At 61.7% G+C, this 24792-nt stretch carries 21 protein-coding genes; 17 read left to right on the top strand and 4 right to left on the bottom strand.

Annotated features, from left to right (window positions below):
* Positions 1-49: 49 nt before the first annotated feature.
* The 11 genes from AC07N8_RS22640 to madM all read left to right on the top strand — a co-directional run bounded on the left by AC07N8_RS22640 (position 50) and on the right by madM (position 14002).
* Positions 50-5950, top strand: a complete 5901-nt coding sequence (locus tag AC07N8_RS22640; protein WP_493145901.1) for an Hpt domain-containing protein — start codon at positions 50-52, stop codon at positions 5948-5950.
* Entirely contained in the window at positions 5943-6398 is a 456-nt protein-coding gene (locus tag AC07N8_RS22635; RefSeq protein WP_483843395.1) for a chemotaxis protein CheW, read from the top strand. Before AC07N8_RS22640 ends, AC07N8_RS22635 begins: the two co-directional genes overlap by 8 nt.
* A 361-nt stretch (positions 6399-6759) precedes the next feature.
* Complete coding sequence (gene mdcA / locus AC07N8_RS22630) at positions 6760-8430, top strand: malonate decarboxylase subunit alpha (protein ID WP_483843396.1); 1671 nt, start codon at positions 6760-6762, stop codon at positions 8428-8430.
* The gene (locus AC07N8_RS22625; protein WP_493145900.1) at positions 8430-9287 is read left to right on the top strand and encodes a triphosphoribosyl-dephospho-CoA synthase; all 858 of its coding nucleotides are present in this window, start codon (positions 8430-8432) and stop codon (positions 9285-9287) included. The genes mdcA and AC07N8_RS22625 overlap by 1 nt, the downstream gene beginning before the upstream one ends.
* A complete protein-coding gene (locus tag AC07N8_RS22620; RefSeq protein WP_140671129.1) occupies positions 9287-9586 on the top strand; it encodes a malonate decarboxylase subunit delta in 300 nt (99 codons plus the stop codon). The genes AC07N8_RS22625 and AC07N8_RS22620 overlap by 1 nt, the downstream gene beginning before the upstream one ends.
* Positions 9579-10433: a biotin-independent malonate decarboxylase subunit beta gene (locus AC07N8_RS22615; protein WP_493145899.1), complete on the top strand. Its 855-nt coding sequence runs from the start codon at positions 9579-9581 to the stop codon at positions 10431-10433. The genes AC07N8_RS22620 and AC07N8_RS22615 overlap by 8 nt, the downstream gene beginning before the upstream one ends.
* Positions 10430-11233, top strand: a complete 804-nt coding sequence (gene mdcE, locus AC07N8_RS22610) for a biotin-independent malonate decarboxylase subunit gamma (RefSeq protein ID WP_493145898.1) — start codon at positions 10430-10432, stop codon at positions 11231-11233. The genes AC07N8_RS22615 and mdcE overlap by 4 nt, the downstream gene beginning before the upstream one ends.
* Positions 11227-11847, top strand: a complete 621-nt coding sequence (locus AC07N8_RS22605) for a malonate decarboxylase holo-ACP synthase (protein ID WP_493145897.1) — start codon at positions 11227-11229, stop codon at positions 11845-11847. The genes mdcE and AC07N8_RS22605 overlap by 7 nt, the downstream gene beginning before the upstream one ends.
* Positions 11844-12755, top strand: coding sequence for a malonate decarboxylase subunit epsilon (gene mdcH / locus AC07N8_RS22600; protein ID WP_493145896.1), 912 nt, complete (start codon positions 11844-11846; stop codon positions 12753-12755). Before AC07N8_RS22605 ends, mdcH begins: the two co-directional genes overlap by 4 nt.
* A gap of 64 nt (positions 12756-12819) precedes the next feature.
* Positions 12820-13236, top strand: a complete 417-nt coding sequence (gene madL / locus AC07N8_RS22595; protein WP_027926586.1) for a malonate transporter subunit MadL — start codon at positions 12820-12822, stop codon at positions 13234-13236.
* A 1-nt stretch (position 13237) separates the two neighbouring features.
* Entirely contained in the window at positions 13238-14002 is a 765-nt protein-coding gene (gene madM / locus AC07N8_RS22590) for a malonate transporter subunit MadM (RefSeq protein ID WP_027926587.1), read from the top strand.
* Between the two features lie 111 nt (positions 14003-14113).
* Here madM and AC07N8_RS22585 read toward each other — a convergent pair whose 3' ends face one another.
* Positions 14114-15028: a LysR family transcriptional regulator gene (locus AC07N8_RS22585; RefSeq protein WP_192416727.1), complete on the bottom strand. Its 915-nt coding sequence runs from the start codon at positions 15026-15028 to the stop codon at positions 14114-14116.
* A gap of 153 nt (positions 15029-15181) precedes the next feature.
* Here AC07N8_RS22585 and trhA point away from each other — a divergent pair, with 153 nt between their 5' ends.
* The gene (gene trhA / locus AC07N8_RS22580) at positions 15182-15799 is read left to right on the top strand and encodes a PAQR family membrane homeostasis protein TrhA (RefSeq protein WP_483843403.1); all 618 of its coding nucleotides are present in this window, start codon (positions 15182-15184) and stop codon (positions 15797-15799) included.
* 10 nt (positions 15800-15809) lie between these two features.
* On the opposite strand, the gene AC07N8_RS22575 is transcribed toward trhA, so the two are convergent.
* Positions 15810-16727 carry a LysR family transcriptional regulator gene (locus tag AC07N8_RS22575; RefSeq protein WP_493145895.1) on the bottom strand — a complete coding sequence of 306 codons (918 nt, stop codon included), beginning with the start codon at positions 16725-16727 and terminating at the stop codon, positions 15810-15812.
* 109 nt (positions 16728-16836) lie between these two features.
* Here AC07N8_RS22575 and AC07N8_RS22570 point away from each other — a divergent pair, with 109 nt between their 5' ends.
* Positions 16837-18084, top strand: coding sequence for a D-amino acid dehydrogenase (locus tag AC07N8_RS22570; RefSeq protein WP_493145894.1), 1248 nt, complete (start codon positions 16837-16839; stop codon positions 18082-18084).
* A 37-nt stretch (positions 18085-18121) separates the two neighbouring features.
* On the top strand, positions 18122-19024 hold the full coding sequence (locus tag AC07N8_RS22565) for a transporter substrate-binding domain-containing protein (protein WP_483843406.1): 903 nt from the start codon (positions 18122-18124) through the stop codon (positions 19022-19024).
* 104 nt (positions 19025-19128) lie between these two features.
* Here the strand turns inward: AC07N8_RS22565 and AC07N8_RS22560 are convergent, their stop codons facing one another.
* Positions 19129-19848: a 16S rRNA (uracil(1498)-N(3))-methyltransferase gene (locus tag AC07N8_RS22560; protein WP_483843407.1), complete on the bottom strand. Its 720-nt coding sequence runs from the start codon at positions 19846-19848 to the stop codon at positions 19129-19131.
* Positions 19849-19991: 143 nt separating this feature from the next.
* Positions 19992-21398, bottom strand: a complete 1407-nt coding sequence (locus AC07N8_RS22555) for an adenosylmethionine--8-amino-7-oxononanoate transaminase (RefSeq protein ID WP_123434700.1) — start codon at positions 21396-21398, stop codon at positions 19992-19994.
* Positions 21399-21620: 222 nt separating this feature from the next.
* Between AC07N8_RS22555 and AC07N8_RS22550 the strand changes: the two genes are divergently transcribed.
* The 3 genes from AC07N8_RS22550 (at position 21621) to AC07N8_RS22540 (ending at position 24791) form a co-directional block, all read left to right on the top strand.
* Positions 21621-23351, top strand: coding sequence for a flavin monoamine oxidase family protein (locus tag AC07N8_RS22550; protein ID WP_483843408.1), 1731 nt, complete (start codon positions 21621-21623; stop codon positions 23349-23351).
* A 262-nt stretch (positions 23352-23613) separates the two neighbouring features.
* Positions 23614-24165 carry a cytochrome b gene (locus AC07N8_RS22545; protein ID WP_493145893.1) on the top strand — a complete coding sequence of 184 codons (552 nt, stop codon included), beginning with the start codon at positions 23614-23616 and terminating at the stop codon, positions 24163-24165.
* Between the two features lie 32 nt (positions 24166-24197).
* Positions 24198-24791, top strand: a complete 594-nt coding sequence (locus AC07N8_RS22540) for a YceI family protein (protein ID WP_483843409.1) — start codon at positions 24198-24200, stop codon at positions 24789-24791.
* Position 24792: the final 1 nt, after the last annotated feature.

Here is a 24792-nt window from a genome sequence, read left to right as displayed (position 1 = left end):
ACCGTCCACAGGCGTATGATTTTTGATTGGCGTAGGGACTGGAGTGGTTATGGGTGATCGGCACGACTATGTGGCCCTTGAGTGGGTCAAAGGCGAGATTGCCGAAACGCTGAAGCTGGCTCATCAAGCCATCGAAACCCTGCTTGATGACCCGCAGGCGTTGTACGCCTTGAGCGATTGCCTGGCGTACATCCATCAGGTTCACGGCAGTTTGCAGATGGTCGAATTCTACGGCGCGGCGTTACTCGCCGAAGAGATGGAACAGTTGACCAGCGCCTTGCAGCACGACCGCGTCAGCCATCGTGATGAGGCGCTGCACCTGTTGCTGCAAGCCCTCGGGCAACTGCCGATTTACCTCGACCGGGTGCAAAGTGCGCGCCGGGACTTGCCCTTGGTGGTGTTGCCGCTGCTCAACGATTTGCGCAGTGCCCGGGGTGAAACCCTGCTCTCGGAAACCAGCCTGTTCAGTCCGCAACTGGCGGATCTGCCGCCGTTGGACGAAGCTTCACTGACCCGGCTGGAGCCTGCGGACTTCGACAATGTGCTGCGCAAATTACGCCAGATGCTGCAGGTGGCGCTGGTCGGGTTGCTGCGCGAGCAAGATGACCAGACCCACCTCGATTACCTGGCGAGGGTTTTTTCACGCCTCGAAGGGCTGTGCGCAGGGGCGCCCCTGAGCCCGTTGTGGCAAGTCGCCTCAGCGCTGGTCGAAGGCATGCGCGCCGGCGTGATCGCCAACAGTCCGGCGTTACGCAGCCTGTTCAAGGAGGCCGACCATGAGCTCAAGCGTCTGCTGGAGCAAGGCTTCCACGGCATCAATCAACCGGCACCGCCGGAGCTGCTCAAGAGTTTGCTGTTCTACATTGCCAAGGCCGACCATCCCACCGGGCAGATGCTGACCATGAAAGATCGCTACTCACTGGACGATGCGTTGCCCGACAGCGCGATGGTCGATGAAGAACGGGCGCGACTGGCCGGCCCCGACCGTGATGCCATGCGTTCGGTACTGGCTGCGCTCTGTGAAGAACTGGTGCGGGTCAAGGAACGCCTCGACCTGTTCGTGCGCAGCGACCGCCAGCACACTTCGGACCTCGACAGCCTGCTGGCGCCACTGCGGCAGATCGCCGACACCCTGGCGGTGCTGGGGTTTGGTCAGCCGCGCAAAGTCATCATCGATCAACTGGCGGTGGTACTGAGCCTGGTTCAGGGCCAGCGCGAACCGAACGACGCGATCCTCATGGACGTCGCGGGCGCCTTACTCTATGTCGAAGCCACCCTGGCCGGCATGGTCGGCACCGTGGAACCCGAGAGCCGGGAAGAAAGCCGCCTGCCGACCACCGACCTGACGCAGATCCACCAGATCGTCATCCGCGAAGCGCGCATCTGCCTGCAAGAAGCCAAGGATATGATCGTCGACTACATCGACGCCGACTGGGATCGTCAGCATCTGCAGGCGTTGCCTGCGTTGCTGACCCAGGTGCGCGGCGCGTTGGCGATGATTCCGTTGAGCCGGGCGGCGAGCCTGATCGAAACCTGCAATCACTTCATCCGCGAGCATTTGCTGCTGGAGCCGGATCAACCCGGTTGGCAGGAACTGGACAGCCTCGCAGACGTGATTTCCAGCATCGAGTATTACCTCGAACGCCTGAGCGACGACCCCGAGGCACCGGGCGAAAAACTGCTCGATGTCGCCGAAAAAAGCCTGGCAGCGCTCGGGTTTTTCCCCAGCGAACTGCACGTGCCGATGCTCGACGATGTGCTCAGCCCAAGTGAAGCCCAGGTGATGCAGGACCAGCAGGAACTCGATGACCCCGAGATCGTGCAGTCGCTGGCCGATGTGCTGGCCAGTCCCGTGTCCTCAGTCAATCCACCGGCCCTGACCACGCCGGGCAGCCTGTTACCGCCGCCCGCCGACGAAGAACCGGTGGACGATGAGCTGCGTGAAGTCTTTCTCGAGGAGACCGATGAAGTCCTCGATATTCTCCATGAATACTTGCCGCGTTGGGCCGCCAACCCCGACGACAAACCCGCCCTGAGCGAATTGCGCCGCGCCTTCCACACGTTGAAAGGCAGTGGCCGGATGGTCCGGGCACTGGTATTGGGCGAGCTGGCATGGGCGGTGGAAAACCTGCTCAACCGCGTGCTGGAAGACAGCGTTCCGCCGGGCGCCGCCGTGCAGCAACTGCTCACCGACGCGCTGGATTTACTGCCGGAACTGGTAGCCGAGTTCGCCGGCAATGCCCAGAGGCAACGCAACGATGTCGACCAGTTGGCGGCGCGTGCGCACGCCCTCGCCAAGGGCGATGCGCCGGCCAGCGATGAAGACACACAGGACGTCGCGGCCCTCGACCCGTTGTTGCTGGAGATCTTCCGCAAAGAAGCCGAAACCCACCTGGCCAGCCTCAACCGCTTTCTCGATCAGGCCGCCGAGCATGTACCGCTGCAGGCCAGCGACGAGTTGCAGCGCGCCTTGCACACGCTCAAGGGCAGCGCCTCGATGGCCGGGGTCTTGCCGATTGCCGAGCTGGCGACGCCGCTGGACCAACTGGCCCGCGAATACAAGGCGCACCTGATCGCGCTGGACCTGGACGAAGTCGAGTTGTTGCTGGAAGCCGAAGGGCTGTTCCGGCTCGGCTTGCGCCAGCTCAAGACCGATCCGCTGGCCGAGATTCGCGGTGCCCGCTCATTGATCGAGCGCACCCAGGCGTTGCTCGCCGAACGTCTGCAATCGCTGTTGAGCACACCCAATACCGCGCTGCGAACCAAACGTGATCCGCAGCTGATCAACAACTTCCTGGCCCAGGGCATGGACATCCTGCTGGACGCCGAAAGCCTGTTGCAGCGCTGGCAGCAGCATCCCGGCGAACGTCAGGAGCTGACCGCGCTGCTCGATGAGCTGACCACCCTCGGCGAAGGCGCGCACCTCGCCGACCTGCACCCTGTGGACGCCCTCTGTGAAGCCTTGCTCGACCTGTATGGCGCGGTGGAAGAGAGCAGCCTGGCGGTCAGCGAACGGTTTTTCCATGAGGCACAAAGTGCTCACGAAGCGCTGATCAACATGCTCGACGAACTGGCTGCCGGCCAGGAAGTCAGCCCGCAACCGGAACGCATCCGGGCCTTGCGCGGTTTGCTCGATGAAAGTCTGGATCCGTCGTCCATGGGCCTGATTCGCAGTGATGGCAGCCGGACCCTGAGCATTCGCGAACTGGGCAGCGCCACCGCCGAACTGGAGCAGGCCGCGACCCAGGTGGATCTGGACGACGAAATCGTTTCGATCTTCCTCGAAGAAGCCGTGGATATCCTCGAAAGCGCCGGCCAGGCCCTGCACCGCTGGCTGAGTGATCCGGACAACGCCGCACCGCTGTCGTCCTTGCAGCGCGATTTGCACACGCTCAAGGGCGGGGCGCGGATGGCTGAAGTCGAGCCGGTCGGCGACCTCGCGCACGAATTGGAAAGCCTTTACGAAGGCTTGGTGGACCGCCGTTACACCCACAGCGAAACCCTGGCGCAGTTGCTGCAACAGAGCCATGACCGGCTCGCGGTGCTGCTGGAGCAGCTACAGAATCAACAATCGCTGGGGACGCCGAGCGAGTTGATCGAGGCGATTCGCCAGTTTCGCCAAGGCAACGTCAACGCCGCCGAAGTGACGGAGCCCGCGCCGGTCAAGGATTCGCCGGGGCATGATCCCGAGTTGCTGGAAATCTTCCTCGAGGAAGGTTTCGACATCATCGAAAACTCCGGCGCCGCCCTCGTGCGCTGGCAAGCAGAACCGTCGAGCCGGCAGGAAATCGAAACCCTGCTGCGTGACCTGCACACGCTCAAGGGCGGTGCACGCATGGTCGAAATCGGCCCGATTGGCGACCTGGCCCACGAGCTGGAATTTCTCTACGAAAGCCTGTCGGCGGGCACCCTGCAACCGAGTGCGGCGTTGTTCACCTTGCTGCAAAGCAGTCACGACCGCCTGGCGCAGATGCTCGATGCGACCCGTGCCGAACAGCCCTTGCCGCCGGCTGACCGGCTGATCGACGCGATCAAGAACTTCAGCCATCCGGCCGTGCTCCAGCCGACCGTTGTCGCGCCTGTCGCCGCCAAGCCCGAGGCGCCCGCGCTGCAAGCCGACGCGGGCGCCGACATGGTCAAGGTCTCGGCGGAGCTGCTCGACGACCTGGTCAACCTGGCCGGTGAAACCTCGATCTTCCGCGGCCGTATCGAACAGCAGGTCAACGATGCGCGCGTCACCCTGAGCGAGATGGAAACCACCATCGAGCGGATGCGCGACCAATTGCGTCGGCTCGATACCGAAACCCAGGGGCGGATTCTCAGCCGCCAGCAAGTCGACGCCGAACGCCTGGGCTACGAAGAATTCGACCCGCTGGAAATGGACCGCCACTCGCAATTGCAGCAACTGTCGCGGGCGTTGTTCGAGTCGGCTTCTGACTTGCTGGACCTGAAGGAAACCCTCGACCGGCGCAATCAGGATGCGGAGAACCTGCTGCAACAGCAGGGCCGCATCAATACCGAGTTGCAAGAAGGCCTGATGCGCACGCGCATGGTGCCGTTCGAACGGATGCTGCCGCGTTTGAAGCGCATCGTTCGGCAGGTCTCCAGCGAGCTGGGCAAAGACGTGGAATTCATCGTCGGCAACGCTGAAGGCGAGATGGACCGCAACGTCCTCGAACGCATGGCGCCGCCGCTGGAGCACATGCTGCGCAACGCCGTGGACCATGGGCTGGAATCGGCCGAGGTGCGCATCGCCGCCGGCAAACCAGCCAAGGGACGGATCACCCTCGACTTGTCCCGCGAGGGCGGCGACATGATTTTCGATATCCGCGACGACGGTGCCGGCGTGCCGCTGGACGCTGTGCGGCGCAAGGCGATCAAGCGTGGTTTGCTCGCCGAAGATGCGGATATCAGCGACCGCGACGTGTTGCAGTTCATCCTGCAACCGGGGTTTTCCACGGCCGAGAAGATCACCCAGATTTCCGGGCGTGGCGTCGGCATGGACGTGGTCCATGAAGAAGTCCGCCAGCTCGGCGGCACCATGGTCATCGACTCGGTGCCGGGGCAGGGCGTGCATTTCCGCATACGTCTGCCGTTCACCGTGTCGGTCAACCGTGCGTTGATGGTGCAGTGTTTTGAGGACCAATACGCGATCCCGCTGAACACCATCGACGGCATCGTCCGCGTGCTGCCCAACGAACTTGAAGGGCATTACCGACTCGATCCTCCGCGGTACAAATACGCCGGGCAGGACTATGAGTTGTGCTACCTCGGCGAGCTGCTGAAAACCAGCACCCGCCCGAAACTGCTGGGCCAAAGCCTGCCGTTGCCGGTGTTGCTGGTGCAGTGCAACGAGCGTCACATTGCGGTGCAGGTCGACTCCATGGCCGGCACCCGCGAGATCGTGGTGAAAAGCCTCGGCCCGCAATTCGCCGCGGTGCAGGGCTTGTCCGGGGCGACGATTCTGGGAGATGGCCGGGTGGTGCTGATTCTCGATCTGTTGGCGCCGATCCGCGCCATGCAGGCGCCGTCGCCGCAACGGGCGCAGACCCAGGACACCGAGGTCGAGCCGCACAAGCCCTTGCTGGTGCTGGTGGTCGATGACTCGGTGACCGTGCGCAAGGTCACCAGTCGCTTGCTCGAACGCCACGGCATGAACGTGCTGACCGCCAAGGACGGGGTCGACGCCATGTTGCTGCTCGAAGAACACATGCCGGACGTGATGCTGCTGGACATCGAAATGCCGCGCATGGACGGCTTCGAAGTCGCGACCCAGGTGCGCGCCGACGAGCGCTTGCAACACCTGCCGATCATCATGATCACCTCACGCACCGGCCAGAAACACCGCGACCGCGCGATGGCCATTGGCGTCAACGATTACCTCGGCAAGCCGTACCAGGAATCGGTGCTGCTGGAAAGCATCGCCCTGTGGAGCAAATCCCATGCTTGAGCATCGCACCAGCAACCTCACAGGCCTGTTGCTGCCCTTGGCCGACCGCAACCTGATCGTGCCCAACGTCGCGGTGGCGGAGCTGATCGACTATCAACCGGGGGCGTTCGACCTCGATACGCCACCGTGGTACCTGGGGCTAGTGAAGTGGCGGGACCGGCAGATTCCGTTGCTGAGTTTTGAATCGGCGTGTGGCCAGAAAATTGTTATTGGCGAGCGGGCGCGGATCGTGATTCTCAACGCGCTGGGCGGACGGCCGACGTTGAAGTTCATTGCGTTGCTGGTGCAGGGGATTCCTCGGTCGTACAAGCTCGACAGCCAATTGAGTTATGTCGACGTGCCGCTGTGTTCGCTGGAGCAGGCAGCGGTGCAGGTGGGCGAGCAAGTGGCCAAAGTGCCGGACTTGCTGGCGCTTGAAGAGTTACTGGTGAGTGCCGGATTGGTTTGACGGGCCCCTTCGCGAGCAGGCTCGCTCCCACAGGGGTTTTGTGTACGCCGCAGATCCAATGTGGGAGCGAGCCTGCTCGCGAAGGCAGCATTCAATACACCGCAGACCTGACTGGACAAATCTGTGGCGAGGGGCTTGCTCCCGCTGGGTCGCGAAGCGGCCCCAAATCCTGCAATCGAGGTGTATCAGGTGCACCCTGCGTAATGGTTTTACGACTGCTACGCAGCCGAGCGTGAGCAAGCTCCCTCGCCACAGGGGAGTGTTCGTTACGGTGAGCGTAACGATCCGACGCTGCGCTTGATTGATGCCCCCACCCAACACTCTTAAGGTGACTCCACGACAGCGAACCCGTGGAGTGGTCATGACAACAACAATATCCCCCGACTCGCGATGGACGCGGCGGCGCAGCGAAAAGCAGCGGCGTCTGGCGTTGGTCAAGGATCTTGCCGACGGTGTGGTGCTGCCCACCGACAACATCGTCGCGGCGCTGGAAGCCTTGATCCTGCCCGGCGACCGCGTGGTGCTGGAAGGCAATAACCAGAAGCAGGCGGATTTCCTCTCCCGCTCCCTGGTCAAGGCTGATCCCGCCAAGCTGCACGACTTGCACATGATCATGCCCAGCGTCGGCCGTGCCGAGCATCTGGACCTGTTCGAACGCGGCATCGCCCGCAAGCTCGACTTTTCCTTCGCCGGTACGCAAAGCCTGCGCATCAGCCAGTTGCTGGAAGATGGCTTGCTGGAAATCGGCGCGATCCACACTTACATCGAGCTCTATGCGCGGCTGGTGGTCGACCTGATTCCCAACGTCGTGCTCTCGGCCGGTTTCATGGCCGACCGCGCCGGCAACATCTACACCGGCGCCAGCACCGAAGACACTCCGGCACTGATCGAACCCGCCGCGTTCAGCGACGGCATCGTCATCGTTCAGGTCAACCAGTTGGTCGACGATGTCAGCGACTTGCCGCGTGTCGATATCCCCGCCTCGTGGGTCGACTTTGTGGTGGTGGCCGACAAGCCGTTCTACATCGAACCGCTGTTCACCCGCGACCCACGGCACATCAAGCCTGTGCACATCTTGATGGCGATGATGGCGATCCGCGGCATCTACGAAAAACACAACGTTCAGTCCCTGAACCACGGCATCGGTTTCAACACCGCCGCCATCGAGTTGATCCTGCCGACCTATGGCGAATCCCTCGGCCTCAAAGGCAAGATCTGCCGCAACTGGACGCTCAATCCGCACCCGACCCTGATCCCGGCGATTGAAAGCGGCTGGGTCGAAAGTGTGCATTGCTTCGGCACCGAACTCGGCATGGAAAACTACATCGCCGCGCGGCCGGATGTGTTCTTCACCGGGCGTGACGGCTCGCTGCGTTCCAATCGGATGTTCAGCCAGCTCGCCGGGCAATACGCGGTGGACCTGTTCATCGGCGCCACGCTGCAAGTCGACGGCGACGGTCATTCCTCCACCGTGACCCGCGGACGCCTCGCCGGTTTTGGCGGTGCGCCGAACATGGGCCACGACCCGCGCGGTCGTCGGCACGGCACGCCGGCCTGGCTCGACATGCGTCACACCGACGGGCCAGAACCGCTGCTTGAACGCGGTAAAAAATTAGTGGTGCAAATGGTCGAGACCTTCCAGGAGGGCGGCAAACCGACCTTCGTCGAAACCCTCGACGCCATCGACGTGGCGAAGAAAAGCGGCATGCCGCTGGCGCCGATCATGATTTACGGCGACGACGTCACCCACCTGCTGACTGAAGAAGGCATCGCGTATCTGTACAAGGCGCGCTCGCTGGAAGAACGCCAGGCGATGATCGCCGCCGTCGCCGGGGTGACCGCCATTGGCCTGCGCCACAATCCCAAAGACACCGCACGCATGCGCCGCGAAGGCTTGATTGCCTTGCCCGAAGACCTCGGCATCCGCCGCACCGACGCCACCCGCGAACTGCTCGCCGCGAAAAGCGTGGCGGATCTGGTCGAGTGGTCCGGTGGCCTCTACAACCCGCCCGCCAAGTTCAGGAGCTGGTAATGCACGCACTCAACCTGCAACCGAAAACTCTGACCCTGGCGGAACGGCTCGCCGATTTGGCGGTGGATGCGCTGATCGACGAAGCAGACCTGTCGCCGAAACCGGCGCTGGTCGACCGTCGTGGCAACGGCGCGCACACCGATTTGCACCTGGGGCTGATGCACGCCTCGGCGTTGTCACTCTGGTCTGCGTTCAAGGAGATGGCCGAAGCCGCTATTGAATGTGGCGAAATCGGTTTGCCGCTGCGTGAAGCGGTGGGACGGATTGGCCGGGAAGGGGAACAAGCGATGCTCGCCACCACGGGTGGGGTGAATACCCATCGCGGGGCGATCTGGGCCTTGGGCCTGTTGGTCACGGCTGCCGCGCTGGACAGCTCGGACACCCAGCCCGGTGCCGTCACTTTGCGCGCTGCACGTCTTGCGCTGCTTGATGACCGCTATGCGCCACGTCCATTGAGCCACGGCGCCCAAGTCGCCCAACGTTACGGCGCTCGCGGTGCCCGTGAAGAAGCGCAGCTGGGCTTTCCTTCGGTGGTGCAACGGGCCTTGCCACAACTCAAACACAGCCGCGCCGCCGGCCACGGTGAACAGAACGCCCGTCTCGATGCCTTGCTGGCGATCATGACCCGACTGGCTGACACCTGCGTGCTCTACCGTGCCGGCGAACAAGGCCTGCACACCATGCAACTCGGCGCGCAAGCCGTGCTCGATGCGGGTGGCAGTGCCAGTCTTGCCGGTCGCCGCCGTTTGCATGAGCTGGATGAACAATTAATCGCGTTGAATGCCTCGCCCGGTGGTGCTGCCGACTTGCTCGCCGCCTGCCTGTTTATCGACCGCCTCGAGTCCGGAGCTTTCTGATGGAAACCTTATCCTTTGAATTCCCCGCCGGGCAGCCGCCACGCGGTCGCACGCTGGTGGGTTGTGTCGGCTCGGGCGATCTGGAAGTGCTGATCGAACCGGGTCAGGCCGGCAAGCTGACCATCAACGTGCAGACCTCGGTCAATGGCGCGCAGCAGCGCTGGCAGCATCTGTTCGCGCGGATGTTCGACGGTCAGACACCGCCGGCGATGGACATCGCCATCCATGACTTCGGCGCGACACCGGGCGTGGTGCGCTTGCGTCTGGAGCAAGGTTTTGAGGAGATCGGTCATGACTAATCTCCTGCAGCCATCCCTGCAAAGACGCAGCTTCATCGAACTCGGCGCCCGGCAACGCGCAAAAGCCTTGCTCGACCCCGGCACCTTCCGCGAGTTGCTCGACCCGTTTCAACGCGTCATGTCGCCGTGGCTGGAGCGCCAGGGCGTGGTGCCGCAAGCCGATGACGGCGTGGTGATCGCCAAGGGCAGCATCGGTGGTTTGCCGGTGGTGATCGCCGCCATCGAAGGCGCCTTCCAGGGCGGCAGTCTTGGTGAAGTCGGCGGGGCGAAGATGGCGGGCGCGCTGGAACTGGCCGCCGAAGACAACCGTAACGGCATTCCAACTTGCGCTGTACTGCTGCTGGAAACCGGCGGCGTGCGCTTGCAGGAAGCCAACCTCGGGTTGGCGGCGATTGCCGATATTCATGCGGCGATTGTCGACCTGCGCCAATACCAACCGGTGATTGGTGTGGTGGCCGGTAGCGTCGGCTGCTTTGGCGGTATGTCGATTGCCGCCGGGTTGTGCAGCTATTTGCTGGTGACCCAGGAAGCGCGTCTGGGTCTGAACGGTCCGCAAGTCATCGAACAGGAAGCCGGTCTTGAGGAATACGACTCCCGCGACCGTCCTTTCATCTGGAGCCTGACCGGGGGTGAACAGCGTTTCGCCAGCGGTCTGGTGGATCGTTATGCCGCCGACGATGTGGCGCAGATTCAGCAATACGTCAGTGAATTGCTGCAGCAGGGGTTGCCGACGCAACAACGCAGTCGTCAGGCTGATCTGTACCTGCAACGGCTGGCCCGTCTGGACGCCGCGCCGCAAATCGAACCGGCGACGGTTCGCGATCTGTATCAAGGAGCGCGCTCATGAGCACCTATTCGCTGAGAGGTTTGAACTGGTTCAACGCCTTGAGTGCCGGGACGAAACCGGTCGAAGGTTTGCCGGCTTCATTGAAGGTGGCCGATGGTGTGCTGGGTGATCAACCTGTGCGGTTTATCGCGGTGGTGGCGGATCCCGACAATCGTTTTGTCCGTGCGCGTAACGGTGAGGTCGGTTTGCTGGAAGGGTGGGGCTTGGCGAAAGCGGTGGATGAAGTGATCGCCGCTGATGTGGATAAGCCGCACAAGCGCGCCGTGATCGCCATCGTCGATGTGCCGAGCCAGGCCTATGGCCGACGCGAAGAAGCCCTCGGCATTCATCAGGCATTGGCCGGTGCGGCAGACAGTTATGCCCGTGCCCGGTTGGCGGGTCACGCGGTGATTGGTTTGCTGGTGGGCAAGGCGATGTCCGGGGCATTTCTGGCCCATGGGTATCAGGCCAATCGGCTGATCGCCCTGCGTGATCCTGGGGTGATGGTGCATGCGATGGGCAAGGCTTCGGCGGCGCGAGTGACCTTGCGCAGCGTTGAAGAACTTGAAGCGTTGGCCGCCAGTGTGCCGCCGATGGCCTATGACATCGACAGCTATGCCAGTCTCGGTTTGCTGTGGGAAACCCTGTCGGTGGAACAGATTGAGCAGCCGACGGCGGCCGATCTGGCGCGGGTGACGGAATGCCTGAACCAGGCGATTGGCGATGTGGCTGCCAGCGGTCGCGATCTGAGCAGCCGTTTGGGCGCAAGCAACCGTGCCGCTTCGAGCAAGGTTCGCCAACTCCTGAGAGCGCAGTGGTGAACACGCCTCTGGCCCACGATCTGCTCTGGGGCATGACCCCGGAGCAGTTGCCTGCGGATGCGCCTGCGTGGGTGACCGAGTCCCTGAGCGCGGGCCATCCCGTGGTGGTTCGGCGCGCGTTGAGCGCGGCGGGTCTGGTCGCGGTCGGCGTGCGTGGGCGTTTGCGTGAACAACGTTTTGCGACGCTGATGCCGGTCAATGGCATTCAGCGTCGGGTCAAACCGGAAGACCTTTGCCAGGTCTCGATTGATCGGGATTTGCCGGCCGTGCGCGCCCTCAATCATCTGCGGCCGATACTCGATGACTGTGGTTGGGTGTGGGGTGTCAGCGGCAGTGCCGGGTTTGAATTGGCCAGCGGGTTTGCGGCGTTGCACGAGGGCAGCGATCTCGACTTGATCCTGCGCACGCCGCAAGCGCTGGGCCGTTCCGAGGCGCTGGCACTGGTGAAGATTCTGCAGGCTGCCGAGTGCCAGGTGGACATGCAGTTGCAGACACCGTTCGGTGCTGTGGCCCTGCGCGAATGGGCCGGTTCGGCTCATCGTGTGTTGCTGAAAAATGCCAGCGAAGCCTGTCTGGTGCTTGATCCGTGGAACCCGCAGGAGCAAGCGGCGTGAGCAGTTTGCTGGTGTTCCCGGGCCAAGGCGCGCAGCAGCCGGGCATGCTCCAGCGTTTGCCTCGCGAAACGCTGAACGAGGCGAGTGACGTGTTGGGTGAAGACGTTTTACGGCTCGATTCTGCAGAAGCGTTGAAGGCAACTCGGGCGGTTCAGCTTTGCCTGTTGATCGCCGGAGTCGCGGCTTCTCGTCAACTGGCCATGGCGCCGGATTACGCGGCCGGATTGTCCATCGGCGCTTACCCGGCAGCGGTGGTGGCCGGTGCCTTGAGCTTCGGCGATGCGCTGCGTCTGGTCAGCCTGCGCGGTGAGTTGATGCAGCAGGCTTATCCACAGGGCTACGGCATGACTGCGATCATCGGTCTGGAATTATCCACAGTGGAAAGTTTGCTGGCGCAGGTTCACAGCGTCGACACGCCGGTTTACCTGGCCAACATCAACGCCGATAACCAGGTGGTGATTGCCGGCAGCGACGAGGCCATGAAAGCGGTGGCGGCGTTGGCGAAAGGTCAGGGTGCAGGTCTGGCCAAGCGGCTGGCGGTCAGCGTGCCTTCGCATTGCCCGCTACTGGATGCACCGGCAAAAATTCTGGCCGAAGCATTCGCCAAGGTGTCACTGAAAACGCCGACCTTGGGTTACCTGAGCGGCAGTCGCGCCCGGCCCATCATCAACGCTGACGCCTTGCGCGATGACCTCGCGTTCAACATGTGCCGTGTCGTTGACTGGCGCGGCACGGTGCAAAGCGCTTATGAGCGCGGCGTAAGACTTCAGATTGAATTGCCGCCCGGTGCGGTGTTGACCGGGCTGGCGCGCCGGGTATTCGAGCAGGGCACCGTGATCGCTTTCGACGGTGCGCGGCTCGACACCTTGCAGGCGCTGTTGCGTGAGGAGGGAAGCCGCCAACTCTAGACCCGGACTCAGGCCTTCGAACAACAAAAACAACATTCGACGATGCACTTTGAGGACTACAACAATGATTATTTACGGTGTGGCGCTGTTGGCGATCTGTACGCTGGCAGGGGTGATCATGGGTGATGCGCTGGGCGTGTTGCTGGGCGTCAAATCCAACGTCGGCGGGGTCGGGATCGCGATGATCCTGCTGATTTGCGCGCGGTTGTGGATGCAGAAGCGCGGGGGCATGACTAAGGATTGCGAGATGGGCGTCGGCTTCTGGGGCGCCATGTACATTCCGGTGGTGGTCGCGATGGCCGCGCAACAGAACGTCGTCACCGCGCTGCACGGTGGCCCGGTGGCAGTGCTCGCGGCGATTGGTTCAGTGGTGATCTGCGGCTGCACGATTGCCTTGATCAGCCGGACCCACAAAGGCGAACCCTTGCCCGATGAACCGGTGGAAGTCACCCCGGTCGGCACACCCGTAGGAGGTCGCTGATATGTGGGAACTCATTGATAAAGGCTTGACCGCTAATGGCCTGGTCACCGCGTTCGCGTTTGTTGGCGTGATCATGTGGGTGTCGGTGGTGTTGTCCAAACGCCTCACCTACGGGCGGATTCACGGCTCGGCGATTGCCATCGTCATCGGCCTGGTACTGGCCTGGGTCGGCGGCACCATGACCGGAGGGCAAAAAGGCCTGGCGGACCTGACGTTGTTCTCGGGCATCGGTTTGATGGGCGGCGCGATGCTGCGCGACTTTGCCATCGTTGCCACGGCATTCGAAGTGCAAGCCACCGAAGCGAAGAAGGCCGGGCTGATTGGTGTGATCGCGTTGTTGCTGGGCACGATCCTGCCGTTCATTGTTGGCGCGAGCATGGCCTGGGCGTTTGGTTATCGCGATGCGATCAGCATGACCACGATTGGTGCGGGCGCGGTGACGTACATCGTCGGACCGGTGACCGGGGCGGCGATTGGTGCGAGTTCCGATGTGGTGGCGCTGTCGATAGCCACCGGGTTGATCAAGGCGATTCTGGTGATGGTCGGCACGCCGATGGCGGCGCGCTGGATGGGCCTGGATAACCCGCGGTCGGCGATGGTGTTTGGCGGGTTGGCCGGGACGGTCAGCGGCGTGACAGCGGGGTTGGCGGCGACGGATCGGCGGCTGGTGCCTTATGGCGCGTTGACGGCGACGTTCCACACCGGGCTTGGGTGCTTGCTGGGGCCTTCGCTGCTGTACTTCATTGTTCGCGGGATTGTCGGCTAAATTGAAGCATCGCTTCTGAATGTACCGACGCCTTCGCGAGCAGGCTCGCTCCCACAGGGAAATGCATTCCAATGTGGGAGCGAGCCTGCTCGCGAAGGGCGCGACACGGTTTCAGACTTGGCGATTGGCATACATCCGGCACTCCGCCAACAGCGCCAGCAAGTTCGGATCGCGCTCCTTGGCCTTCAAGAACACCACGCCAATGTGCTGCTGCAACCGATACTTTTCCTGCAACGGAATCAGCTTCACCCGGTTCTCATACACCGCCGCAATCCGCCCCGGCAGCAACGCATAACCCACCCCTGAACTGACCATGCTCAGCAGGGTGAAGATGTCGTTGACCTGCATCGCCACTTTCGGCTCGAACCCCGCCTGCTTGAACACCCGATTACCGTCCTGGTGCGTGGCGAAGCCCTGGGTCAGGGTAATGAACGTCTCGTCGCGCACTTCGGCCAGATCGACCTCGGTGCGTTGGGCAAACTTCGAATCCGCGGGTGTCGCGAGAAAGATGTCGTCGGAAAACAGCGGGATCTGCTCGCAGTCCGGGTCGTTGACGCTCTCGTCCAGCGACACCAGGATCGCGTCGACTTCCATGTTCTTGAGCTTGTACAACAGGTCGAAATTGGAACCGAGGATCAGGTCGATGTTGAGTTCGCTGCGGCGGATCTTCAGGCCCATGATCAGCTGCGGCACGGTCTTCACCGTCAGTGAATACAGCGAGCCAAGTTTGAAGCGTTCCGCAGAAAAACCGGCGGCTTCGCGGGTCAGGCGCACGGTTTCGACCACGTCCTGAATCAGCTTCTGCGCGCGTTCTTCGAGTACGTAAGCGCTTTCCAGTGGTGTGAGGTTGCGGCCTTCATGTTTGAACAGCGGGCAGCGCAAGGCACTTTCCAGCGAATGGATGGCGCGATGCACGCTGACATTGCTGGTCTGCAACTCGGCAGCGGCGCGGGCCAGGTTGCCGGTGCGCATGAAGGCCAGGAACACCTCGAGTTTTTTCAGGGTCAATTCTTCATCGATCAGCATGAGGCAGACTCTTTTTGGAATGACTTGATTGTGCCCAATTGGGCCGCCCTTGGCTCAAAGGATTTAGGGGCGCGACAATCAGAAACATTGCGCTTTTACCCTCAAGGCCTGAGCCTTGCGCGATGTTGCAACGAATGTTGAGGTGAGCGACGCATGTATCACGGGGAACGATTGAACGCCTGGACGCATTTGGTCGGGGCAGTGGCGGCAACGGTCGGGGTGGTGTGGATGCTGGTGATCGCCAGCATGGATGGCAGCCCGTGGAAGATCGTCAGCGTGGCGATTTATGGTTTCACCTTGCTGGTGTTGTACAGCGCCTCGACCGTTTACCACAGCGTGCGCGGGCGCAAGAAAGCGATCATGCAGAAGGTGGATCACTTTTCGATCTACCTGTTGATCGCCGGCAGTTACACGCCGTTCTGCCTGGTGACCCTGCGCGGGCCGTGGGGCTGGACGCTGTTCGGGATTGTCTGGGGGCTGGCGCTGATCGGCATCCTGCAAGAGATCAAGCCGCGCTCGGAAGCACGGATTCTGTCGATCGTGATCTACGCGGTGATGGGCTGGATCGTGCTGGTGGCGGTCAAGCCGTTGCTGGCGGCGTTGGGCGCGGCGGGGTTTGCGTGGCTGGCGGCGGGCGGGATTTTGTACACCGTGGGGATTATCTTTTTTGCCCTCGATCATCGACTGCGCCATGCCCACGGGATCTGGCATTTGTTCGTGATTGCCGGGAGCCTGCTGCACTTTGTGGCGATTTTCTTCTACGTCCTCTAGACCCCCACATTTAATCCTGCGCAGGGATCAGGCGATCCAGTTGTTCCTGGGCGCGGCGGCTGAATACCTGCAACAGATCATTCAACGTGTGAGGCGGCGGTTCCGTAGTGCGGGTCACTGCGTAAAGGGTGATTGGCAGCGGCGGCGTCAACGGGCGAATCGCCGTCGCGGTGGGGGAGGCGCCGAGTGCGGTGAACGGGTCGATCACCGCCAACCCTGCGCCAGACTCCACCATCGCCCGGGCCAGTGAATAGGTCTGCACCGCGATGCGTACCCGGGGCGGCGGCTCCACCGCTTCGAGGTAACTGTCGAGCCGGGCCGCCAACGGGTCGGCGCTGGACAAACCAATCAGCGGGGCATCCGCCAGCGCCATCAACGGCAACGGTGTGCCGGCCTCTGCCGCCGACCAATATCCCGCGGGCGCCAGCGCCACCAGCACGCCGGACGCCAGCGCCTGGGCCTTGAGCCCCGGATGATCCGGTCGTTGCAGGGTCAGGGCGACGTCCACTTCACGCATCAGTAGGTTCTGCATCAGTTCGCGGCTATGGGCGCTGGACAGTTCGCAGGCGATGTCCGGGTAGCGCTCGGTCCACTCGTGGATGGCCGGCGGCAACAATGACAGGGCCAGCGCCGGAGTGGCGCCAATGCGCAGGCTATGGCCGGGCTCGCGGCGCAAGCTCTGGGCCAGGCGCCGCACGCCTTGCAGGCTTTCGGTGACTTTGTCGACTTCACGCTCCAACTCCAGCGCTTCCGGCGTTACCTGCAATTTGCCGCGCACCCGCAGGAACAACGGAAAACCCAGTTGCTGCTCGGCGTGCTGCAACACCTTGGTCACCGCCGGCTGCGAGACGTGCAGCAATTGCGCGGCGGCACTGATCGAACCGGTCTGGCGAATGGCCTGGAATATCTCGATATGACGAAGACGCATGGCAAGTCCATAACCTTTGTTTATGGGTTCGGCATCTTTATTCATTGTTCGCCGCCTGTCACCTGGCTCTAACCTCGGCCTCGCCTTCACAACGGTTTTAGGGACGGACATGGTTCAGCGTGTGTGCATCATCGGCGGTGGCGTGATTGGCCTGGCAACGGCGTATGCGCTGGTGCGCGACGGCTTCGAGGTGACGGTGGTCGAGGCCCGGGATTCGCTGGGCAGCGAAACCAGTTTCGCCAACGGCGGCCAGTTGTCCTATCGCTACGTGGCGCCACTGGCGGACGCCGGCGTGCCGTTGCAGGCGATTGGCTGGATGTTGCGCGGCGACTCGCCGTTGAAGCTGCGCCCACGGCTCGATCCGGTGCAATGGCGCTGGATGGCATCGTTCCTCGCCGCGTGCCGCCGCTCGGTCAACCGTGAGAACGCCGCGCATTTGCTGCGCCTGGCGCTGTTCAGCCAGGGCACGCTGAAAACCTGGCGCGAAGACGATGGGCTGAGCGATTTCCAATGGCGGCGCAACGGCAAACTGGTGACCTTCCGCAACCCGGCCAGCTTCGGGAAAGCGCGCCAAGGCCTGGCCGATCCGCAGCAACAGCAGGTGTTATCTGCCGCCGAGTGCGCGCAGCTGGAGCCGGCGCTGGCCGATGCACCTTTTGTCGGCGCGATCTATACGCCGGACGAAGAGGTCGGCGATTGCCATGGCTTTTGCCAGCAACTGGTGGCGCGACTGAAGGCGTCCGGCCGTTGCGAATTTCACCTCGGGCACGCGGTGACCGGGATTCAACACAGCAATGGTGCGGTCAGCGCCATTGAGTTGGGCGCCAAGGTGTTGCCGGTCGAGCAACTGGTGATCGCCGCCGGCCATCGCAGTCCGTTGCTGGCACTGCCCGGCCTGCGACTGCCGCTCTATCCCCTGAAGGGCTACAGCCTGACGCTGCCGATTGGTGCCGAACACCGGGCGCCCGACCTGAGCATCACCGACTACGACCGCAAGATCGTGTATGCGCGCATCGGTGACCAATTGCGCGTGGCAGCGATGGTCGACATTGTCGGCTTCGACCCGGCTGTCGATCCTGAACGCTTGAGCCTGATCAAGCGCCAGGCCCGCGACACGTTGCCGAATGCCGGCGATTACGATGCGGCCGTGGAGTGGGCCGGCATGCGTCCGGCGACCCCCAGCGGCGTGCCACTTTTGGGCGCCACGGCTTACCGCAATCTGTGGCTGAATCTCGGTCATGGCGCGCTGGGATTTACCCTGGCCTGTGGCAGCGGCCAGTTGCTCAGCGAGCTGATCAGTCAGCGCCAGACGTCCATCGACCTGCTGGGTTTCAGCCACCCGGCCGCCCGCATCTGAATCCATCAGCACCCAACACCCACAACGGAGAATAACAATGCAAAAAATCACGTTGCTCGGCTGCACCCTCGGGCTGTTACTGGGCAGTCAGGTTCAAGCCAATGAAGCGCCGCTGACCGGCACGCTGGACAAGGTTGCCACTGCCAAGAGCATCACGCTGGGTTACCGCGATGCGTCGGTGCCGTTCTCCTATGTGGGCGATCACACGGGTCAGCCGATGGGTTATTCAGTGGATCTGGCGAGCAAGATTGTCGAGCGTATCCGCCAGCAATTGAAGCTGCCTGAGCTGAAAGTGAAATACACCCTGGTGACCTCGCAGACGCGGATTCCACTGGTGCAGAACGGCACCGTCGACCTCGAATGCGGCTCCACGGGCGTGACCGCCGAACGACAGAAGCAAGTAGCGTTTTCCTACGGCTTCATCTACGTCAAAGGTCAGTTGCTGACGGCCAGGGACAGCGGGATCAAGAGTTTCGCCGACCTGCGCGGCAAGAATGTGGTGACCACCGCCGGCACCACCAACGAACGCTTTCTGAAGAGCTACAACGTCGACAACAAGATCGATATGTTCGTGATCAGCGCCAAGGACCACGGCGAAGCGTTCCAGATGCTGCAGTCCGGTCGGGCGGCGGCGTTCTACATGGACGACGCACTGCTCTACGGCGAACGCGCCAAGGCGCATGATCCGCATAAATGGGTGGTGGTCGGGGAGGAGCAATCGCGGGAAATCTACAGCTGCATGGTGCGCAAGGATGATCCGCAATTCCTTGCCCTGGTGAATGGCGCGTTGGCTGATTTGTACAGCTCGGGCGAGATCAACGGCATCTACCAGCGCTGGTTTGAACAGCCGATCCCGCCGAAGGGGTTGAACCTTGAGTTCCCGATGACCAGCGAACTCAAGGCAATCATCGCCCACCCGGTGAGCGATCCGGTTCAGTAGCAGCCGGATCGGCCGCTAGATTGGGTCGCGGCCATTCGCGAGCAGGCTCGCTCCCACAGGGGAGTGCATTTCAATGTGGGAGCGAGCCTGCTCGCGAAAGGGCCCTAGAAGTCACCCCATAATTGCTGGGCAACCGCCAAAGCTACCACCGGCGCAGTCTCTGTGCGCAACACCCGAGGCCCAAGGCGGGCGGCGTGGAAGCCGCTGGCTTTGGCCTGCTCGACTTCAGCATCGGACAACCCGCCTTCCGGGCCAATCAGAAACGCCAGCGTCGCAGGTTTGGCGTGACTGACCAACGGCTCAGCCACCGGATGCAGCACCAACTTCAACTCGGCTTCAGTCTGCTTCAACCAATCCGCCAGCAGCAGCGGCGGATGAATCACCGGCACCCGTGAACGCCCGCACTGCTCGCAGGCGCTGATCGCCACCTGGCGCCAGTGCATCAGGCGTTTGTCGGCGCGTTCGTCCTTGAGGCGGACTTCGCAGCGGTCGCTGAAGATCGGGGTGATTTCGGTAACGCCCAGTTCGGTGGCTTTCTGAATCGCCCAGTCCATGCGCTCGCCGCGGGACAGGCCCTGGCCGAGATGGATTGCCAACGGCGACTCGACTTGCCCGGCGAAGGACTCATCGATCTGCACCACAACGCGCTTCTTGCCGACCTCCACCAGCGTGGCGCGAAACTCGTGGCCCGAACCGTCGAACAGCTGCAACGCATCGCCCTCGGCCATGCGCAGCACGCGGCTGATGTAATGGGCCTGGGCCTCGGGCAACTCGTGCTCGCCGGTGCTCAGGGGGGCGTCGATAAAGAAGCGGGACAGTCTCATCTTGGGGTCTCTGTAATTCAGGTGTAGTTCATGGCGACGCCTTCGCGAGCAGGCTCGCTCCCACAGGGAACTCGGTTAACTGTGGGAGCGAGCCTGCTCGCGAAGGCGTCGGCCCTGACACCACAAAAGCTCAAAAAAATAAATCAGCCCGGATCGCGGAAGCCGGGGTGGAAGTCCTTCGGCACCGCCACGCTGACGCTGTTGCGCGTCGCGATGTCGATCCCTTCGCTGGCCACTTCGGCCAGAAAGTCGATCTGCTCCGGCGTGATCACGTACGGCGGCAGGAAATACACCACGCTGCCCAACGGACGAAGTAAAGCACCGCGTTCCAGTGCGTGCTGGAACACCTTCAAGCCGCGACGTTCCTGCCACGGATAGGCTTCTTTTGTAGCCTTGTCCTTGACCATCTCGATGGCCAGCACCATGCCGGTCTGGCGCACTTCCGAAACGTTCGGATGATCAGCCAGGTGCGCAGTAGAGGAAGCCATGCGCTGGGCCAGGGCCTTGTTGTTCTCGATGACGTTGTCTTCTTCGAAGATATCCAGCGTCGCCAGTGCCGCCGCGCAGGCCAGCGGATTGCCGGTGTAGCTGTGCGAATGCAGGAAGGCGCGCAGGGTCGGGTAATCGTCGTAGAAGGCGCTGTAGACGTCTTCGGTCGTCACGCAGGCCGCCAGCGGCAGGTAACCGCCGGTCAGGGCCTTGGACAGGCAGAGGAAGTCCGGGCGGATGCCGGCCTGTTCACAAGCGAACATCGTGCCGGTGCGGCCGAAACCGACGGCGATTTCGTCGTGGATCAGGTGCACGCCATAGCGGTCGCAGGCTTCGCGCAGCAGTTTGAGGTACACCGGGTGGTACATGCGCATGCCGCCAGCGCCCTGGATCAGCGGCTCGACGATCACCGCCGCGACAGTGTCATGATTTTCCGCCAGGGTCTGTTCCATGGCTGCAAACATGTTGCGCGAATGTTCTTCCCAGCTCATGCCATCCGGGCGCAGGTAGCAATCCGGGCTCGGCACCTTGATGGTGTCCAGCAGCAGGGCCTTGTAGGTTTCGGTGAACAGCGGCACGTCGCCGACCGACATCGCCGCCATGGTTTCGCCGTGGTAGCTGTTGGTCAGGGTGACAAAGCGCTTCTTGTTCGGCTGGCCGCGGTTGAGCCAGTAGTGAAAGCTCATTTTCAACGCGACTTCGATGCAGGACGAACCGTTATCGGCGTAGAAGCACCGGGTCAGGCCTTCCGGGGTCATCTTCACCAGGCGCTCGGACAACTCGATCACCGGCTGGTGGCTGAAACCGGCGAGGATCACGTGCTCCAGCTGATCGACCTGATCCTTGATGCGCTGGTTGATGCGCGGGTTGGCGTGGCCAAACACGTTGACCCACCAGGAGCTGACAGCGTCGAGGTAGCGCTTGCCTTCGAAGTCTTCCAGCCAAACGCCTTCACCGCGCTTGATCGGGATCAGCGGCAGTTGTTCGTGATCTTTCATCTGGGTGCAGGGATGCCACAACACCTTGAGATCGCGTTCCATCCACTGTTTATTCAGGCCCATTTTCTGTCTCCTCGAGGCTACCCGTGACGTAGGCGGGTAAACAATCGCGCAAGCCTATGCAATGCGTCGCGCCGGGACAACCCATTGTGACGATTGAGCTACTTTGTATGGGGCGATAGACGTTGCTGGCGGGCGTCTGAAGCCTGACGTATCCTTCGCGGTTCCTGGAGTCGCCTGACTCGTAAAACTGCTATTTCCTCATGTATTTCCGGAGTTCGCTGAATGTCTGTCGGTTGGCTGCGCGCCTGTGCGCTGGTGATGTTGGGGCTGTTCAGCGTGTCTGCGCTGGCCAAGGATAAAACCGCGATCGTGATCGGCGGCGGGCTGTCTGGCCTGACCGCGGCTTACGAGCTGCAGAACAAAGGCTGGCAGGTCACCCTGCTGGAAGCCAAACCGAGCCTGGGCGGTCGCTCCGGCATGGCCACCAGCGAGTGGATCGGCAACGACAAGACTCAACCGGTGCTGAACAAATACGTGTCGACCTTCAAGCTGAGCACCACGCCAGCCCCGGAATTCGTGCGTACCCCAAGTTATCTGATCGACGGCGAATACTTCTCCGCGGCTGATCTGGCGACCAAGCAACCGGCCACCGCCGACGCGCTCAAGCGCTACGAAAAAACCCTGGATGATCTGGCGCGCTCGATTGACGATCCGCAGAACCCGCTCGCCACCAGCACTTTGCAAACGCTGGATCAGATCAACGTCTCCAACTGGCTCGACAAGCAGAACCTGCCAGCCACTGCGCGTCAGCTGATCAATCAGCAGATTCGTTCCCGCTACGACGAGCCTTCGCGCCTGTCGCTGCTGTACTACGCGCAACAAAGCCGTGTTTACCGTGGCACGTCCGATCGTGACCTGCGTGCTTCGCGACTGGTGGGCGGCAGCACGGTGCTGGCCCAGGCGTTCGTCAAACAGCTGAAAACCATCAAGACCAGCTCCCCGGTCTCCTCGATTACCCAGGACAAGGACGGCGTGACCGTCAAAGTCGGCTCGGTCGGTTATCAGGCTGACTACGTGGTGTTGGCGGTGCCGTTGCGCGCACTGAACAAGATCCAGATGACTCCGTCGCTGGATGCCCAGCACATGGGCGCCATCAAAGGTACCAACTACGGTTGGCGCGACCAGATCATGCTGAAGTTCAAGACGCCGGTATGGGAACCGAAGGCGCGCATGTCCGGCGAGATTTTCAGCAACACCGGCCTCGGCATGTTGTGGGTCGAGCCGGCGTTGAAGGGTGGCGCCAACGTGGTGATCAACCTGTCCGGCGACAACGCTCGGGTGATGCAGGCGTTCGGCGACAAGCAGATGGTCGATCAGGTGCTGATTCGCCTGCACGCCTTTTATCCACAAGCGCGCGGTTCGTTCACCGGTTATGAAATCCGCCGCTACAGCACCGACCCGTCGATGGGTGGCGCTTACCTGGCCTTCGGCCCGGGCCAGATCAGCAAGTACTGGCGCCTGTGGGAGCGTCCGATCCAGCGCGTAGCGTTCGCCGGCGAACACACCGACACCTTGTACCCGGGCACCCTGGAAGGCGCATTGCGCACCGGCCAGCGTGCAGCCAGTCAGGTAGAAGACCTGGCGGCGGGCAAATCGTTTGAACCGGCGAAAGTGGTGCCGGCAGCAGCGGCCGGCGCAGTGGCGGCGAAGAAAGGTAACTTCTTCAGCAACCTGTTCGGTGGTTCGGATGACGACAAGAAGGCAGAGCCGGTCAAGGCACCTGCGCCTTACACACCACCTGCGCCGGACCCAGCACCTGCTCCGGTAGTGGCACCGGTGGAAGCACCGAAGCCTGCAACGCCAGTGAAAGCCGAGCCTGCGAAAAAGGCACCGGCCAAAACCCCGGCGAAAAAACCGGCAGCCAAAAAGGCCCCGGTGAAGAAAACCGAACCGGCAAAAAAACCAGCCGCTAAACCGGCTGCAACCCCGGCAACGGAAACCAAGGCGCAGTAAGCGTCTGGACTAAGAAACGCGGCAGAGATGCCGCGTTTTTTTATGCCTGAAGAAAAACCGCTACTAAGAATTGAATAAATCCCGGCGAGCAGGTGTTCTTTAGTTGGGCGTCATCTTTTTTCATACAGTGGTCTTTAATCTTTCCTTAACACGCCTATTTCAAGCTCTTGATCGTATTTCTCGATATTTCAAAGCGAAATTTTCCGCTTTAATTCGATAGATAACTCGATAGTCTTGGGCCAGCACTTACAGGGACTCGGCAATGCAACTACGAAACTCTACCTCTCGCTACGGCTGGGTCAGCATCTTCATGCACTGGGGCGTAGCGCTGGCAGTGTTCGGTTTGTTCGGTCTGGGTCTGTGGATGGTCGGTCTCGGCTACTACGACCCTTGGCGCAAGGCAGGACCTGACCTGCACAAGAGCATCGGTCTGATCCTGCTGGCTGTCATGGTGTTGCGCGTGTTGTGGCGCTTTATCAGCCCACCGCCGCCAACGCTGAGCAGCTACAGCCGGATGACGCGCCTTGGCGCCAAGTTCGGGCATGCGTTTTTGTATCTCTGTTTGTTCGCTGTGATGATTGCCGGTTACCTGATTTCCACCGCAGAGGGTGTCGGGATTCCGGTGTTTGACTGGTTTGAAGTGCCTGCACTGGTTTCCGGGCTACCGGACCAGGCAGATAACGCAGGTGCGATTCATCTCTACCTGGCATGGGCATTGGTAATTTTTTCCGGTCTCCATGCGTTGGCAGCATTGAAACACCACTTTATCGACCGTGATGTGACCCTGAAACGAATGCTGGGTCGCAAAGCCTGACGTTCAACTTAGCCCCTCAAGGAATACAAGACATGTTGAAAAAGACTCTCGCCGCTCTGGCAATCGGCTCCGCCCTGTTGTCCGCCAACGTAATGGCTGCTGACTACACCGTCGACAAAACTGGCCAACACGCCTTCGTCGACTTCAAGATCAGCCACCTGGGTTACAGCTACATCACCGGTACTTTCAAGGACATCGACGGCACGTTCAGCTTTGATGCTGCCAAGCCAGAAGACAGCAAGATCGAGTTCAACGTGAACACGGCGAGCGTTTTCACCAACAACGCTGAGCGTGACAAGCACATCTCCAGCAAAGACTTCCTGAAAGTGGCTGATTTCCCTAAGGCCACGTTCAAGTCCACCAGCGTTAAAACCACCGGCAAAAACGCCGACGGTAAAGTCACTGCCGACGTGACTGGCGACCTGACCATTGCGGGTGTCACCAAGCCAATCGTGGTCAAGGCCACTTTCCTGGGTGAAGGCAAGGATCCATGGGGCGGCTACCGTGCCGGCTTTGAAGGCAATTTCAGCATCAAGCGTTCTGATTTCGGCAAGATGATGGACCTGGGTCCACAGTCTGATGCAGTTGATCTGTACGTCACCTTTGAAGGTGTGAAAGCGAAGTAAT

Source organism: Pseudomonas sp. GW821-FHT10C09, assembly GCF_059415465.1.
Note: the sequence above shows the minus strand (reverse complement) of the source record. Positions and strands in the feature narration are given on the sequence as shown.

What these genes read in the sequence shown, in the direction of transcription:
- madM (WP_027926587.1), top strand. Translation starts at nt 13,238, where the DNA reads ATGTGGGAACTCATTGATAAAGGCTTGACCGCTAATGGCCTGGTCACC.
- AC07N8_RS22585 (WP_192416727.1), bottom strand. Translation starts at nt 15,028, where the DNA reads ATGCTGATCGATGAAGAATTGACCCTGAAAAAACTCGAGGTGTTCCTG.
- trhA (WP_483843403.1), top strand. Translation starts at nt 15,182, where the DNA reads ATGTATCACGGGGAACGATTGAACGCCTGGACGCATTTGGTCGGGGCA.
- AC07N8_RS22560 (WP_483843407.1), bottom strand. Translation starts at nt 19,848, where the DNA reads ATGAGACTGTCCCGCTTCTTTATCGACGCCCCCCTGAGCACCGGCGAG.
- AC07N8_RS22545 (WP_493145893.1), top strand. Translation starts at nt 23,614, where the DNA reads ATGCAACTACGAAACTCTACCTCTCGCTACGGCTGGGTCAGCATCTTC.
- AC07N8_RS22540 (WP_483843409.1), top strand. Translation starts at nt 24,198, where the DNA reads ATGTTGAAAAAGACTCTCGCCGCTCTGGCAATCGGCTCCGCCCTGTTG.
- AC07N8_RS22555 (WP_123434700.1), bottom strand. Translation starts at nt 21,398, where the DNA reads ATGGGCCTGAATAAACAGTGGATGGAACGCGATCTCAAGGTGTTGTGG.
- mdcE (WP_493145898.1), top strand. Translation starts at nt 10,430, where the DNA reads ATGAGCACCTATTCGCTGAGAGGTTTGAACTGGTTCAACGCCTTGAGT.
- AC07N8_RS22620 (WP_140671129.1), top strand. Translation starts at nt 9,287, where the DNA reads ATGGAAACCTTATCCTTTGAATTCCCCGCCGGGCAGCCGCCACGCGGT.
- madL (WP_027926586.1), top strand. Translation starts at nt 12,820, where the DNA reads ATGATTATTTACGGTGTGGCGCTGTTGGCGATCTGTACGCTGGCAGGG.
- AC07N8_RS22550 (WP_483843408.1), top strand. Translation starts at nt 21,621, where the DNA reads ATGTCTGTCGGTTGGCTGCGCGCCTGTGCGCTGGTGATGTTGGGGCTG.
- AC07N8_RS22615 (WP_493145899.1), top strand. Translation starts at nt 9,579, where the DNA reads ATGACTAATCTCCTGCAGCCATCCCTGCAAAGACGCAGCTTCATCGAA.
- AC07N8_RS22565 (WP_483843406.1), top strand. Translation starts at nt 18,122, where the DNA reads ATGCAAAAAATCACGTTGCTCGGCTGCACCCTCGGGCTGTTACTGGGC.
- AC07N8_RS22570 (WP_493145894.1), top strand. Translation starts at nt 16,837, where the DNA reads ATGGTTCAGCGTGTGTGCATCATCGGCGGTGGCGTGATTGGCCTGGCA.
- AC07N8_RS22640 (WP_493145901.1), top strand. Translation starts at nt 50, where the DNA reads ATGGGTGATCGGCACGACTATGTGGCCCTTGAGTGGGTCAAAGGCGAG.
- AC07N8_RS22625 (WP_493145900.1), top strand. Translation starts at nt 8,430, where the DNA reads ATGCACGCACTCAACCTGCAACCGAAAACTCTGACCCTGGCGGAACGG.
- mdcA (WP_483843396.1), top strand. Translation starts at nt 6,760, where the DNA reads ATGACAACAACAATATCCCCCGACTCGCGATGGACGCGGCGGCGCAGC.
- AC07N8_RS22575 (WP_493145895.1), bottom strand. Translation starts at nt 16,727, where the DNA reads ATGCGTCTTCGTCATATCGAGATATTCCAGGCCATTCGCCAGACCGGT.
- AC07N8_RS22635 (WP_483843395.1), top strand. Translation starts at nt 5,943, where the DNA reads ATGCTTGAGCATCGCACCAGCAACCTCACAGGCCTGTTGCTGCCCTTG.